Origin of the sequence: Flavipsychrobacter sp., assembly GCA_041392855.1 — a bacterium.
In the GTDB taxonomy this organism is placed as follows: Bacteria; Bacteroidota; Bacteroidia; order Chitinophagales; family Chitinophagaceae; genus UBA5543.
The window spans coordinates 200,339-214,022 of record JAWKLD010000001.1; the positions used below are offsets into that span (position 1 = coordinate 200,339).

Consider the following 13,684-nt stretch of genomic DNA (forward strand, 5'->3'; position numbering starts at 1 on the left):
TTCAATTATTTAAAATCAATACCAGCCACGAAGAATAATTCGTTCTCTAAAATCATCTTTTTCTAGTAGGTTTGTGTTAGTCCTCAAATTTTAATCTCAAATCGTATGTCATTAGCGGACAAGCCGCGCATGTGGGTCATTACATCACTATTTACGCTGGTTGCACTAGTGATAGTAGGGCGACTTTTTTACATACAGATTGTAGATGATAAGTATAAGGTTATGGCGAATAATATTGCCATATATAAAAAAATTGTCTATCCTCCTCGTGGTGTTATATATGATAAAAACCATAAAGTAATGCTTTACAATCAGGTAGTATATGACCTTATGGCTACCTATAGTAAAGTGCCTAAGACGCTAGATACCATGAAGCTATGCGGGATCTTAGGTATTGATAAAGCTCGTTTTGAAGAACTGTTGGATAGAACAAGAGTGCGCTACGGGCCTGTAAGAAAAGGCATAATGGTAGAGCAGCTTACCAAAGCTCAGACAGCCAGATTGCAGGAGAATATGTATGCTTTTGACGGTTTTGAGATGAGTGAGCGTTATATAAGAACCTATCCAGACTCTACTTCTGCACTTATCTTAGGTTATATAGGAGAGATATCTCCCAGAATGTTGAAAAATGAGCGTTATGTCAGCTACCAACGTGGAGATTATATTGGTATAAATGGTCTGGAGCATGAATATGAAGAAGAGCTGAGAGGACAAAGAGGAGTTTACTTTTTTGAACGGGATAACTACAACAGACCTACAGAACCTTATAAAAAGGGAGCATTAGATACACAGGCTATTGCAGGAAGTAGTTTAGAATTGTCGCTTGATGTAGAACTGCAGGCGTATGGTGAGCGACTAATGAGTCATAAGATAGGAAGTGTTGTTGCAATAAATCCTAAAACGGGCGGTATACTAGCATTAGTGAGCGCTCCAAGCTACAACCCTAACTTGCTTGGAGGTAGGGAAAGAGCAAAAAACTTCTCTAGGCTCTATTATGATGCTACAAAACCGTTGTTTAATAGAGCTACACAAGCGTACTATCAACCAGGTTCAACGATTAAGCCTTTAACTGCGTTGGTGGCATTAGATATAGGGGTTATCACGCCTAATTTTGGTTACCCTTGTGCAGGTGGGTATTATTCCTGTGGTAAACGAATTGGTTGTACGCACACCGGAGGCGGCCACGCAGCAAACCTACGCCGAGCGTTAGCCAACTCTTGTAATGCTTATTTTGTACACATACTACGTTTGGCAATTGATAGTAAGAAGTTTGGAGGGGTGAAGAAGGGGTTACAGAAATGGTATGAATACTACAATGATTTTGGCTTTGGCAGACAACTGGGAGTAGACCTGCCGTATGAACGAAAAGGACTACTACCTGATTCCTCGTATTATAATAGAGCGTATAATGGAAGGTGGAATTCTTGTATGGTCCTGTTCACAGGTATGGGGCAAGGTGAAATAGCATTGACTCCATTGCAGTTAGCCAATGCTATGTGTATTATTGCGAATAAGGGGTACTATTACACACCACATTTTGTAAGGTCTATAAATGGTAATGCCGATCACCCTAAGTTAAAAGCATATAAAGAAAAGCACGTAGTGACTAGTATGCCGCAGGAGGTTTATGATGTTGTAGCCCTGGGTATGCAGGATGTAGTAGAGTTTGGTACAGGAAAGGTAGCACAACTACCTAATGTTGATGTATGTGCTAAGACAGGTACTGTTGAGAATAAAGCAAGAATAGGTACAAAGGTGATCAAAATGAAAGACCACTCTGTATTTGTGGCATTTGCTCCCAGAGAAGACCCTAAGATAGCTTTAGCTGCCGTGGTTGAGAATGCAGGTTTTGGTGCCACATGGGCTGGTCCTGTTGTTAGTCTTATGATGGAAAAGTATTTAAATGATACTATAGCTACTGGAAGGTTGTATTTAGAGGATAAGCTCTATAAGGCGAATCTGATCAATGAACATATTTATGAAATAGATGCAAGCCAACGTGAGGCAGATAGAGTAAGAGAGGAAAGAAGGTTGGAAAGGTTAAGGGTGAGAGATAGCGCTAACAGTGTGAGAGATTCTTTGATGATAAGAAAGTGGTATATGTCTACTTATATAAAAGGGGCTAAATAAGATGGGTAGAAACAGTAAATCGGTTTTTGGTAGAATAGATGGGATCACATTTGTGTTATACCTGTTGTTGATAGGTATAGGTTTGCTGTCTATATTTTCTGTAGAATATAGCAGTACTGATACCCGTGTGTTTGTATTTAGTAAAAGCCATGGAAGACAGATAATGTGGTTATTTATTTCATTGTTCTTTGGGTTGCTTATTTTATTTACTGATACAAAGTTTTTCTCGTCAATAGCCTATATGTCCTATACAATAGGCCTGTTCTTGCTTATTATTACCATATTTGTAGGCATACCCATGAAGGGGTCACAGTCGTGGTTAGGGGTAGGGAGTTTTAAATTTCAGCCGGGTGAAGTTTGTAAAATATTCACGTCTTTAGCTTTAGCAAAGTTCTTATCCTCACCCGAAACTCAATTCAAAGAATTGAAATATAAACTTATTGGTGTGGCTATTGCTTTAATGCCTGCGGTGTTTATTGTTTTGCAGAAAGAAACAGGGTTAGCCTTAGTCTATTTATCCTTCATATTAGTGCTGTATAGAGAAGGGCTTCCGCATAGTGTGCTTATTATTGGATTTTCAAGCATTGCTTTAACTCTGGCTACTTTATTGGTAGATAAAACAACATTGTTCGTCGCTATTACTGCTATTGCGGTATTGTTGGCTGTATTATTACGCAATGGACTAAAAAAAGGATGGACACTAAGGCTTGTATTAATTGGTAGCTGGCTGGTGTGTATCTTGTTCTCACAAGTGATAGTACCAATAACGTTCAAGCATGTTTTACAAAAACACCAAATAGAAAGAATATATTCTACGCTGGGACAACAAGTTCCTGAAGAGTATTTGCCAGAAAAAGATAGAGGTAAAAAGAGAAAGGGTATATCCAATTATAATGTTACTCAATCTAAGATCGCTATAGGTTCAGGTGGTTTTTCAGGTAAAGGTTATTTAAATGGAACATCAACTAAAAACGAATTTGTTCCAGAGCAAAATACTGACTTTATATTCTGCGCTGTAGGAGAGCAGTTTGGCTTTTTAGGAAGTACGGTTTTGGTGCTTATCTACTTAATGCTGATGCTCAGAATAGTGTATTTAGCAGAAGAGCAGCGCTCAGTATTTAGTAGAGTATATGCCTATTGTGTGGCATCTATCCTTTTCTTCCACTTTGCTATTAATGTGTCCATGACCATTGGGATAGCTCCTGTTATTGGCATTACATTGCCTCTGTTAAGTTATGGAGGGTCGTCATTGTTGTCCTTCAGTATATTGATATTTATTTTATTGCGCCTAGATGCTGATAGACAAGTATTGATACGTTAACTTTGCGCCCATGGCAAAAATTATCCCGTTATCAGAAGGTGTGTTCACAGTTGGTCATGATAAAGACTTTGTTCCTTTTGATGTAGATAAAGACGAGTTGACGGATAGACCCAGAGGTTCTTTGCTGGTAGATATACAACCTTTTTTGATAGTTACAGATAAGGATGTTATGGTGCTGGATACAGGACTGGGCTATAAGAAAGATGGTGTTTTGCAAATACATACCAACCTTAGAAAGAATGGGTACGAACCCGAAGAGGTTACTAAAGTGTTGATGAGCCATTTGCATAAAGACCATGCTAGCGGGCTATGTTATGAAGATGATAATGGAATGGTAAAGACAACTTTCCCTAATGCTAAGTATTATATATACAGGCCAGAAGCTGATTTTGCATTAGAAAAAGGTGCTCCTTCTTTTAATCCTGATTCTTTACATCCTGTTCTTTCAAGCGATCAGGTAGAATGGCTTGATGGGGAAGAGGGTGTAATAGATGGTTATATTAAGTTTTTTCATTCAGGTGGTCACAGTCCACAGCATATTGTTTATTTGATAGATGACGGGCAGAATAAGGTGTTTTTTGGTGGAGACGAGGCACCACAACTGAAGCAGATGAAAATAAAATACATAGCAAAGTACGACTACAATGGTAAGCGTGCTATGGAGCTAAGGGCACAGTATGCTGAGCAAGGCAAGAATGAAGCTTGGCAGTTTCTTTTTTATCATGATGTGAAACTCCCAGTGTCTCAGTTGTAGGTTATCGGCCTCTGTTGCCTCTACTGCTACCACCTTTGTTGTGTAAGCGTTTAATGAGCATGGCTCTAAACTCTCGTTCAGCAATAAAAAGGTCTGCTATTTGTTGTTCGGTTATTTTTCCTTTTAATGATTGGATAAGTTCCTTTTTTAAGGCTAGCTTTTCCTCTTGGTAATGGATATCGGCATTGATATAGTCCATAGCCTCTTTTCGTGAGGCGTCTGGGTTTTCTTTATGATATTGGCTACCAAAGCTTTTTCTAAGCTCATGATTGTCCTTTTCAAATGCATTATATATCGGCCAAAAATCTTTGGCTTGCTCAGGCGTAAGCTGTAATTTTTTGGTGATATAGCCAATTTTTATGGTTTGTATCTCTTCATATCTACCTCTGTCTCTTTGGGCAAACAGTAAGGAAGAACCTAGAGTTATCAGTAATATCGTGAATAATAGCTTTTTCATTTTGTTTGCTTTATGCTTAGTCTATGCTGTATAAATAATCGTTAATGGTCGTATTGTCAACTTCTTTGAAATTGATTTCTTGAGTTGTGTTGGGTAGTGATGCTTTAATTAATTCCATGTCAAAGTCGTCTATATTATCTTCCATATAGGCTAGTATTTTTTCATCTGATATCTGCGCTAAATTTTCAGTTGCAGAAAGAGGCTGTTCATGTGGTTGTTGGTAAATGCCTATGCTGATAAGTATAATGATAACAGCCGCTGCAGCCATACTTATGCTACGCCAGTTAAAGCTAACTCGCTTAGTCACAGGCTTTTCCTCTTCCAGCTCTTTTTTGAGCCGCTCGAACATTGCCTCAGGTAAATTGTCAAAATACCCCTCTGGCACTATATGTGGTGCTGCATGTTTTTTTGTGGTTTGTAATGAAACATGACTATAGAGCTCATCAAAATAATGATGAGGTACAGTAAAAGGCATTTCTTTAGAAATATTGCCTAGCTTACTGTTGAGCATTTGTAGCTCTTCTTGTATGTCATTGTTCTGTTTCATTCCTTTTATTAGACAGTATAAAACCTTATATGTTTAATTAGCTTGTTAAAAAACTTTCCACCTTTTTTACTGCATGATGATAAGATGCTTTCAATCCTCCTACTGAGGTGTCTAAAATGATGGCCATTTCATCGTAAGGCATCTCCTCATAGTATCTCAGGCAAAAAACTGCTTTTTGTTTTTCGGGTAGCGATTGGATGGCTTGTTGCAGCTTCCATTCTATTTTATTGGCATCAAAGCCTTTTTCCGCTATTAGCTTGTCCGTATATATTCCGTCTTCACCATCAAGTGGTATAGATTTTCTTTTCTTCTCTTTTTCTATCCATGTAAGTGTTTCATTAGTGGCAATTCTATACAGCCAAGTATATAGGTTGGCATCACTACGGAAGCTCTCCAGATTTTTCCAAACTTTGATGAACAGGTTTTGCAATATGTCGTCAGTGTCGTCATGGCTTACAACCATACGTCTGATATGCCAGTATAAACGCTCTTGATATTTTACGACCAAGTGTTTGAAAGCAAGCTCTTTAGTTGCCGCTTTGCTAAACAAGCCCAATATCTCACTGTCGTCTATAATTACGTTTGGGGGCATATTTGTTTTGTTCTTATCTATTAGACTAAATTAAACCGCTAAAGTTTAATAAGGTAGTTTTTCTCCAAATCTGCTTTAGCTTTGCAGCCAATGAAAAAGTTTGAAGAAATAAGGATCGTATATTATGGAACACCTGAGTTTGCAGTAGCTTCTTTAAAGGCACTGGTAGAAGCAGGGGCAAATGTTGTGGGAGTGGTAACCGCCCCTGATAAACCAGCGGGTAGGGGCAAGCAGTTGCAAGCTTCTGATGTGAAGAAATATGCCTTAGAAGCAGGACTGAATATATTGCAACCTACTAATATGAAGCACGAAGGCTTTATAGAGGAGCTTAAAGGCTTGTGTGCTGACCTTCAGGTAGTGGTAGCTTTTAGGATGATGCCGGAAGTGGTATGGAATATGCCACCAATGGGTACTATTAATGTTCATGGTTCATTATTGCCTCAGTATAGAGGGGCTGCGCCTATCAACTGGGCTATAATAAATGGGGAGCAGGAAACAGGGGTGACAACTTTTAAGCTTAAGCATGAAATAGATACAGGAGATATATTACTGCAAAGGAAGGTGCCTATAGGTGAGCACGATAATCTAGGAAAGATCTATGAGTTGTTGATGAATGAGGGAGCTGCTTTGTTAGTAGAAACAGTAAAGGGGCTTGCGGCAGGAACATTAAACGAGATACCACAAAAAGATATAGCGGTAGAGAATCTTAAAGCAGCACCTAAAATATTCAAGCCCGATACAAAGATAGACTGGAGTAAAAATGTAATGGATATATATAACCTTATAAGAGGGTTGTCTCCATATCCATGCGCTTATACAGACTTGCAGGATAGCACTATGAAAATATACTCGGCTAGCTACGAAGTAGCTTCACATAATGCTGCTATAGGTAGTTATGAAACCGATAATAAAACCTATTTAAAGTTTGCTGCGTCTGATGGCTGGATAGCTGTTGAGGATATGCAGCTGCAAGGGAAAAAACGTATGGATATAGCTTCTTTCCTAAGAGGTTTTAGAGGCTAGGTGTAAAAAGTGCTGTGCCGCTAGGGAATAGCCATTTAGCCCTAGCCCTGTTATTACTCCGATGCAGTTGGCAGCAGTAAGGCTTGTTTTTCTAAATTCTTCTCTGGTATAGATATTAGAAATATGTACTTCTATTGTTGGAGTACTAATGGCAGCTATAGCATCTGCAATGGCAACACTGGTATGCGTGTATGCAGCAGCATTTAGGATGATCCCGTCATTTGTTTTGTCTGCGTCTTGTATAAGATTGACTATTTCGCCTTCTACATTGCTTTGTTGATAGGTAAATGCTATCTCTTCTTTGTAAGATCCTTGTAGTGACATGAAGAAGTCTTCAAATGTTTGCCCTCCATATATATCAGTCTCTCTACTGCCTAATAGGTTAAGATTAGGGCCATTTATTATCATTATCTGCAACATTCTTACAATCTTTAGACACAATATTAATAAAAAGACACTATTATGTACTTTTGTAGTAGCCGTTAATAATTAATCTGTTTTACATATGCCTACAATAGAGGAGCTTATTATAACAAAACCTATGAAGGATCCTTACATGCGTGCATACATTAATATAATGTACACCGGTGTTTGGTTACAACAAAATGTAAGTCAAGTGCTGAAGCCATTTGATATTACAGAACCACAATATAATGTGTTGAGAATACTTCGTGGACAGCAAGGAAGCCCTATGAACTTGTATGAGATACAAGATCGTATGATACAGAAGATGTCTAATGTGTCTAGGCTGATCGATAAGCTTTTGGTAAAAGGGCTTGTGGAAAGAAATGAGTGTCAGGATAATAGAAGAAGGGTAGATATAGTTATTAGAGAGGCTGGTTTGAAACTGCTTGAAGATATAGAACAACCACTTTTGGCTATGTTGGGCAACGTGAGTAAAAATATTACTGAAGAAGAAGCTAGAATGTTAGGCGATGTTTTAGACAAGCTTAGGAACGAATAAATATTTAAGATTGTGTGGCAGGCATATCTAAAGGGCTTTAAAGCTTATTTGCAACTCGAGCGCTCCATGTCAGATAATACAGTGGATGCCTATCTGCACGATGTGGCTATGCTAGCTGATTATATTTCTAGCACCAACAGTAATAAGGCAATAGATCAGTTAGAACTATCGGATCTACAATATTTTTTAAGGCACGTTACAGAGCTGGGCTTGTCTGCTGGTACACAAGCTAGAGTGTTGAGTGGTATAAAGTCTTTTTTTCGCTATTTACAATTAGAAGAGGTTATTAAAACAGACCCTACGCAGCTATTGGAGGCGCCTAAGTTGAAAAGAGCACTTCCCGCATATTTAAGCTTAGACGAGATAGATACACTATTTGAAAACATAGACCATAGCACGCCCGAGGGGCAGAGGAATAGGGCTATGCTTGAAGTGATGTATAGCTGTGGATTGCGGGTTAGTGAGCTTGTAGGTTTGCAACTGTCCTGTCTTTATTTAGATGTTGGGTTTATTCGCGTAATTGGTAAAGGAAATAAAGAACGTCTTGTGCCTATAGGTACAACAGCTGTAAAGCATATCAATATATACAAAAGCCATATAAGGAATACTATAAAAGTTAAACAGGGTGCTGAAGATATCCTGTTCCTAAATAGAAGAGGGGGCAAATTATCAAGGGTGATGGTCTTTCTTATTTTAAAAGACCTTACAGAAAAGTCGGGCATCAAAAAAAATATACATCCTCATACCTTAAGGCATTCATTTGCTACTCATCTGGTAGAAGCCGGTGCCGATTTGAGAGCAGTACAAGAAATGATGGGGCATAAAAGTATTACTACTACAGAGATATATACACATCTTGATAGTTCTTACCTCAGAGATACGTTAAAGAAGTATCACCCGCGCTTTAGTAGTAAGGAATAATTGGTTGTATTAAAGTTGCATTTGGTAGCATAGAAGGCTGTATTCGTATGATAGAGTAATTTATTAGTGCTTTTTTGTATACTTTAGTCATGTATGAAGTTCAATCGCAGAGGGTTTATAAGGTCTGCTTCCTTACTGGCAGGATTTACTATTAGTGAAATAGATGCAATGGCAACTATGAATCGTACAGCAACTCAAGGAAGAAGTGTTGCGAGTGACGATAAAAAGTATTGGGGAGATGTAAGGGAGTTGTTCCCTCTGGAAAAAGGGTATGCTTATTTAAATAATGGTACAGTTGGGCCTTCACCTTACCCTGTGATAGAAGCTATTCATAGAGGAATGATGCTGACCGATGAGAAAGGTAAATATCATCATGGTAAGGAAGTAGTCGAAAGCCTCGCAAGGTTTATTGGCGCAGCTAAAGAAGAAATAGCTATTACTCATAATGTGACGGAAGGGATAAATATAGCCTGCTGGGGAGTGCCTTTGAAAAGAAGGGATGAGGTAATAATGACCACGCATGAGCATGTTGGTAATGCGTTACCTTGGTTGAATAGGATGAAGCAAGATGGTATCGTCATTAAAACCTTTACGCCTGCTGATACCGCTGATGAAACCTTGCATAGAGTGAAAAAGCTTATCAGCTCTAAAACAAGAGTAATAGCAGTGCCTCATATGCCCTGTACTCAGGGGCAGATATTGCCGGTAAAAGATATTTGTTTAATAGCACAAAAGGATAACATATATACCTTTATAGATGGTGCTCATGGGCCAGGTATGCTGCCTGTTGATGTAAAAGATCTAGGCTGCGATGTGTATGCTAGTTGTGGGCACAAGTGGATGCTCGGACCCAAAGGAACCGGTTTTTTATATGTAAATAGATCGTTTCAAGACAATCTAATACCTAAATATGTAGGTGGAGGTTCTGCCTCATGGGAGCTTTCTGGAGAGGAAGCTAGTATTGAAAGTTATACAGATACTGCACATAGGTATTATGGTGGTACACAAAATACGGGCCTTTTGGATGGCCTTGTAGCAACAGTAGATTTTCTAGAGCATATTGGTGTGCAAAATATATATCAACGCATAAAATACCTAGGCACTTACGCACAGGAGCAATTGCTATCTATAGGAAATAAAGTGGAGTTGCTAACACCTACGGAAAAAGAGTCTTTTTGTGGTATTAATAGTTTTGTGATAAAAGGTATTGATAACAAGAAATTCTTTACAGAGAGCATAGATAAAGGTGTGCGGATAAGGTATGTTCCAGAGAGTAAGCTGAACTGCTTAAGAGTGTCTACACATATATACAACAGTACGGAAGATATTGATATGTTAATAGAAGAGATAAAAAAAGTAGTGTAAATTAGGAGGCTTAATAAGCATCCTATATGGCATTAACTGAATCTAATAGCACTGAGAAAGGAACACAGGCTCCTGATTTTCATTTAATAGATACCTTGTCTAATAAGTTTATTTCATTGGCAGATGTCAAAGGAGATAAGGCTACTGTTGTAATGTTTATTTGCAACCATTGTCCTTATGTTTTACACGTTAACGAAGCATTGGTCAAGTTGGCTAGTGATTATAATACTAAAGGAGTTGGGTTCGTTGCTATTAGTAGTAATGATGTAGTTAATTATCCACAGGATGCCCCTGAAAAAATGAAGATCAATGCAGAAAAGTTAGGCTATCCATTTCCCTATCTTTACGATGAAACTCAAGAGATTGCTAAGGCATATAAAGCTGCATGTACGCCAGATCTTTATGTGTTTGACAAAAAACTATCAGAAGTGTACCATGGTCAGTTAGATGATTCAAGACCTAGTAATGGTATTCCTGTAACGGGTAAGGATATTAGAGCTGTCTTAAATAGCCTGTTAGAAGATACAACTATCCCCCCTGTTCAGAAGCCAAGTATAGGCTGCAATATAAAATGGAAATAATGTTATCGGTAAGAGAAATAACAAAAGAGGATATTGGGTCAATAGCGTCCTATTGGTTAGGTTCTGATACAGACCATATGATAGGTATGGGAGTGGAGCTATCAAAATTGCCAAAGCGTGAAGATTGGGAGCAGATGCTAATCAAGCAAATAAACACACCTATTGAAGAAAAGCAATCTTATGCTTTGATATGGCTTTTGGACGGAGTGGCAATTGGACATTGCAATATCAATAAAATACAATTTGGAGAGGAAGCTTACATGCATTTGCATCTGTGGGATGGTGTGCACAGGCAAAAGGGAATGGGAGTGGAGTTGGTGAAAATGAGTATCCCATATTTTTTTAAAAATTATCAATTAAAAAGGCTTTACTGTGAGCCATATGCATTAAACGAAGCACCTAACAGAACATTGGGAAAGCTAGGTTTTAAGCTACTAAAAGAGTACATCACTACACCCGGCTTTATCAACTTTGAACAGCCTGTGAAAAGGTGGGTTCTCGAAGGCGGCATAGGAGAATAATCTAGATATATTCTACAGGTTGGTTTTATTATCTTTGCCGCATGGAATTAACTGCACTTTCGGCAATAAGCCCAGTAGATGGTCGTTATCGTAGACAATTGGCAGCACTTGCGCCCTATTTTTCAGAGTATGGTCTAATATACTATCGCGTAAGGGTTGAGGTAGAGTATTTTATTTTCTTGTCTCAGAAGAAGGTATTTTCATTGCCAGAAGGTGTTACGGCCGGCAAACTTCGTAAGATATATACAAGCTTTACAGAGGCTGATGCACAGCAAATAAAAGATATAGAACGTGTTACCAATCATGATGTAAAGGCGGTTGAATATTTTCTGAAAGAAAAGCTGGAGGCACTTGGTGCTTCTGATGTGAAAGAGTGGGTGCATTTTGGGCTTACAAGCCAAGATGTAAATAATACCTCTGTTCCTTTGTCTTGGAAGGAGGCTATGGAAGAAGTGTATCTCCCAGAATTGCAAACAGTGGTGTTATCGCTAAAAAGCCTTGTTAGTGATTGGGAAGGTATTCCTTTACTAGCTCGCACACACGGGCAGCCGGCATCTCCTACTACATTAGGTAAAGAGTTGATGGTGTTTGTAGAAAGGTTGGAAGGGCAAATAAGGTTGTTAAGCCATATACCTCATGCTGCAAAGTTTGGTGGTGCAACGGGTAACTTCAACGCACACAATGTGGCTTTCCCTAAAATGGACTGGGCAAAGTTCGGTAATGACTTTGTGAATAAGAAGCTAGGGCTGGAGCGTATGCAGTATACTACGCAAATAGAGCATTACGATAATATAGCAGCACAATTTGACGCCTTGAAGCGTATCAATACAATTATTATTGATCTGTGTAGAGACATGTGGACCTATATTTCAATGGAGTACTTCAAACAGAAAGTAAAGAAGGGTGAAGTAGGAAGTAGTGCAATGCCTCATAAAGTTAACCCGATCGATTTCGAGAATGCAGAAGGTAATCTGGGTATTGCTAACGCACTGTATGAACATTTGTCTGCGAAGTTGCCTATTAGTCGTTTGCAACGCGATCTGACAGATAGTACCGTTTTGAGAAATGTAGGTGTTCCTGTTGCGCATAGCTTGCTTGCCTTAAAGTCTTTGCAGAAAGGTATAGGTAAGTTACTCCTGAATAAAGATAAGCTAAAGGAGGATCTTGAAGATAACTGGGCTGTTGTGGCAGAAGCGATACAAACAATTTTGCGTAGAGAAAACTACCCTCAACCATATGAAGCTTTAAAGGCACTTACAAGAGGTAAAACGTCTATAAATAAGAACGATATTCATAAGTTTATAGATGGATTGAATGTGACACTGAAGTTGAAAAAGGAGCTAAAAAAGATCACGCCACATAACTATACGGGTATTTTTTAAGACATGACTTTGTAATTTATTGCAGTTCAAAAGTGAAATTAACAATCCTTTACCGCTACATTAAATATTAAGCACTGATATTTGGCTGGTAAAAAAATGTATTGTGTATATTGAAAAGTAAATTCCAAATTAGCATGTATCGAGTTCTTATGGTTTTATTGAGTGTAATGCTATTTGTAGGTATTGCTCAAGCTCGTACAACTAATGATGGAAAACTCTTAACTGCAATACATAAAAACAAGCTTGTTATTGTACATAAAGTAAAGAGTGGCGAAACGCTCTTTATGTTAGCTCGCAGATATCATGTTCCACCTGCTATGTTGGCTGACGCAAACGGACTGAATTATCAAAGCAGTTTAGGCAAGACAATATTCATACCACTTGGTGCATACAACAGGTTAAAGGTCTTGCCATCTAATCTCTCTGAAGCAAGAACGCTTTACTATAAAATAGGTCGTTATGACAACCTCTTTATCATAGCGAAATATGTAGGTGTAAAACAAAAAGTGCTACAGGGGTGGAATGCGATGGCAGACAACAATGTGAAAGAGGGGCAGCTGCTAAAAGTAGGATGGGTCCTGTTTGATGGCACACAAAAGCCATTTGCCAAAAAGGATTCTTTGAAGAAAGCCACGGAAGGGAAAGACGGTAATAATACTGTTAAATACGGAGATGGGGTTACAGTTATTACGTTAAAGCCTAAGGATTCCTTGTCTAAAATACATAGGCGATATATAACCCAAACAAGTAATGAAACCTTTGTTGTAGAAGATAAAGGAACAGCGGTGTTTTTTCCTATGTCGGTTAAAAAGGCTAAAATTTATTATGCATTCCATGATAAAGCAGCCAGAGGTACTATCGTGAAGGTGGTAAATCCTGGCACTAATATGTTTGTTTTTGCTAAGGTGTTAGGTCCTCTGCCTCAAACAAAGCAATATCATAATGCTGTTATTGGCATTAGCGAAACTGCTAAAGAGGAGCTAGGAATTACTGATGACAAAGCATGGTGCGAATTGTATTATTCTCCACGACCATAGTTTATTAACATTGTTGAATAAATAAATGTCGTCCATTCTCTTATGTTTAGTAAGTTTCGCAGATGAAAGTGCTAATCATTCGCTTTTCT

15 protein-coding genes are annotated in these 13,684 nt (G+C 38.4%); 11 read left to right on the forward strand and 4 right to left on the reverse strand.

The features are described from left to right. The first annotated feature begins 105 nt into the window (after nt 1-105). Genes mrdA through R2800_00955 form a run of 3 tightly spaced genes read left to right on the forward strand, consistent with a single transcriptional unit; the run spans nt 106 to nt 4,205 of the window. Nucleotides 106-2,130, forward strand: coding sequence for a penicillin-binding protein 2 (mrdA, locus tag R2800_00945; protein MEZ5015591.1), 2,025 nt, complete (start codon nt 106-108; stop codon nt 2,128-2,130). 1 nt (nt 2,131) lies between these two features. Further along, the gene (gene rodA, locus R2800_00950; protein MEZ5015592.1) at nt 2,132-3,451 is read left to right on the forward strand and encodes a rod shape-determining protein RodA; all 1,320 of its coding nucleotides are present in this window, start codon (nt 2,132-2,134) and stop codon (nt 3,449-3,451) included. Between the two features lie 10 nt (nt 3,452-3,461). Then, nucleotides 3,462-4,205, forward strand: a complete 744-nt coding sequence (locus R2800_00955; GenBank protein ID MEZ5015593.1) for an MBL fold metallo-hydrolase — start codon at nt 3,462-3,464, stop codon at nt 4,203-4,205. A 1-nt stretch (nt 4,206) separates the two neighbouring features. On the opposite strand, the gene R2800_00960 is transcribed toward R2800_00955, so the two are convergent. From R2800_00960 to R2800_00970, 3 genes are read right to left on the reverse strand one after another with little or no spacing between them, the layout of a single operon-like run. Then, a complete protein-coding gene (locus R2800_00960) occupies nt 4,207-4,662 on the reverse strand; it encodes a hypothetical protein (GenBank protein ID MEZ5015594.1) in 456 nt (151 codons plus the stop codon). 16 nt (nt 4,663-4,678) lie between these two features. Beyond that, nucleotides 4,679-5,209, reverse strand: coding sequence for a hypothetical protein (locus R2800_00965; GenBank protein MEZ5015595.1), 531 nt, complete (start codon nt 5,207-5,209; stop codon nt 4,679-4,681). 37 nt (nt 5,210-5,246) lie between these two features. Then, nucleotides 5,247-5,801 carry a sigma-70 family RNA polymerase sigma factor gene (locus R2800_00970; GenBank protein ID MEZ5015596.1) on the reverse strand — a complete coding sequence of 185 codons (555 nt, stop codon included), beginning with the start codon at nt 5,799-5,801 and terminating at the stop codon, nt 5,247-5,249. A gap of 90 nt (nt 5,802-5,891) precedes the next feature. On the opposite strand from R2800_00970, the gene fmt reads away from it, so the two are divergent. Then, nucleotides 5,892-6,824, forward strand: a complete 933-nt coding sequence (gene fmt, locus R2800_00975) for a methionyl-tRNA formyltransferase (GenBank protein MEZ5015597.1) — start codon at nt 5,892-5,894, stop codon at nt 6,822-6,824. Here fmt and aroQ read toward each other — a convergent pair. Beyond that, entirely contained in the window at nt 6,804-7,244 is a 441-nt protein-coding gene (gene aroQ, locus R2800_00980; protein MEZ5015598.1) for a type II 3-dehydroquinate dehydratase, read from the reverse strand. The two genes, fmt and aroQ, sit on opposite strands and share 21 nt — an antisense overlap. 85 nt (nt 7,245-7,329) lie before the next feature. Between aroQ and R2800_00985 the strand changes: the two genes are divergently transcribed. From R2800_00985 to R2800_01015, 7 genes are all read left to right on the forward strand, one after another. Beyond that, nucleotides 7,330-7,788 (forward strand): MarR family transcriptional regulator, encoded by a 459-nt coding sequence (locus R2800_00985; protein ID MEZ5015599.1) that lies wholly within the window; start codon nt 7,330-7,332, stop codon nt 7,786-7,788. 12 nt (nt 7,789-7,800) lie between these two features. Then, nucleotides 7,801-8,709 (forward strand): site-specific tyrosine recombinase XerD, encoded by a 909-nt coding sequence (gene xerD, locus R2800_00990; GenBank protein ID MEZ5015600.1) that lies wholly within the window; start codon nt 7,801-7,803, stop codon nt 8,707-8,709. Nucleotides 8,710-8,802: 93 nt separating this feature from the next. Next, entirely contained in the window at nt 8,803-10,074 is a 1,272-nt protein-coding gene (locus tag R2800_00995; GenBank protein MEZ5015601.1) for an aminotransferase class V-fold PLP-dependent enzyme, read from the forward strand. 26 nt (nt 10,075-10,100) lie between these two features. Then, nucleotides 10,101-10,655, forward strand: a complete 555-nt coding sequence (locus R2800_01000) for a thioredoxin family protein (GenBank protein MEZ5015602.1) — start codon at nt 10,101-10,103, stop codon at nt 10,653-10,655. Further along, on the forward strand, nt 10,655-11,176 hold the full coding sequence (locus R2800_01005; protein ID MEZ5015603.1) for a GNAT family protein: 522 nt from the start codon (nt 10,655-10,657) through the stop codon (nt 11,174-11,176). The genes R2800_01000 and R2800_01005 overlap by 1 nt, the downstream gene beginning before the upstream one ends. A gap of 41 nt (nt 11,177-11,217) precedes the next feature. After that, nucleotides 11,218-12,558 (forward strand): adenylosuccinate lyase, encoded by a 1,341-nt coding sequence (gene purB / locus R2800_01010; GenBank protein MEZ5015604.1) that lies wholly within the window; start codon nt 11,218-11,220, stop codon nt 12,556-12,558. Nucleotides 12,559-12,692: 134 nt separating this feature from the next. Next, nucleotides 12,693-13,595, forward strand: coding sequence for a LysM peptidoglycan-binding domain-containing protein (locus tag R2800_01015; protein ID MEZ5015605.1), 903 nt, complete (start codon nt 12,693-12,695; stop codon nt 13,593-13,595). Nucleotides 13,596-13,684 lie beyond the last annotated feature (89 nt).

Bases quoted from the DNA above. Each gene is read 5' to 3' on its own strand.
- mrdA (MEZ5015591.1), top strand. From the start codon at position 106: ATGTCATTAGCGGACAAGCCGCGCATGTGGGTCATTACATCACTATTT.
- rodA (MEZ5015592.1), top strand. From the start codon at position 2,132: ATGGGTAGAAACAGTAAATCGGTTTTTGGTAGAATAGATGGGATCACA.
- R2800_00955 (MEZ5015593.1), top strand. From the start codon at position 3,462: ATGGCAAAAATTATCCCGTTATCAGAAGGTGTGTTCACAGTTGGTCAT.
- R2800_00960 (MEZ5015594.1), bottom strand. From the start codon at position 4,662: ATGAAAAAGCTATTATTCACGATATTACTGATAACTCTAGGTTCTTCC.
- R2800_00965 (MEZ5015595.1), bottom strand. From the start codon at position 5,209: ATGAAACAGAACAATGACATACAAGAAGAGCTACAAATGCTCAACAGT.
- R2800_00970 (MEZ5015596.1), bottom strand. From the start codon at position 5,801: ATGCCCCCAAACGTAATTATAGACGACAGTGAGATATTGGGCTTGTTT.
- fmt (MEZ5015597.1), top strand. From the start codon at position 5,892: ATGAAAAAGTTTGAAGAAATAAGGATCGTATATTATGGAACACCTGAG.
- aroQ (MEZ5015598.1), bottom strand. From the start codon at position 7,244: ATGTTGCAGATAATGATAATAAATGGCCCTAATCTTAACCTATTAGGC.
- R2800_00985 (MEZ5015599.1), top strand. From the start codon at position 7,330: ATGCCTACAATAGAGGAGCTTATTATAACAAAACCTATGAAGGATCCT.
- R2800_00995 (MEZ5015601.1), top strand. From the start codon at position 8,803: ATGAAGTTCAATCGCAGAGGGTTTATAAGGTCTGCTTCCTTACTGGCA.
- R2800_01000 (MEZ5015602.1), top strand. From the start codon at position 10,101: ATGGCATTAACTGAATCTAATAGCACTGAGAAAGGAACACAGGCTCCT.
- R2800_01005 (MEZ5015603.1), top strand. From the start codon at position 10,655: ATGTTATCGGTAAGAGAAATAACAAAAGAGGATATTGGGTCAATAGCG.
- purB (MEZ5015604.1), top strand. From the start codon at position 11,218: ATGGAATTAACTGCACTTTCGGCAATAAGCCCAGTAGATGGTCGTTAT.
- R2800_01015 (MEZ5015605.1), top strand. From the start codon at position 12,693: ATGTATCGAGTTCTTATGGTTTTATTGAGTGTAATGCTATTTGTAGGT.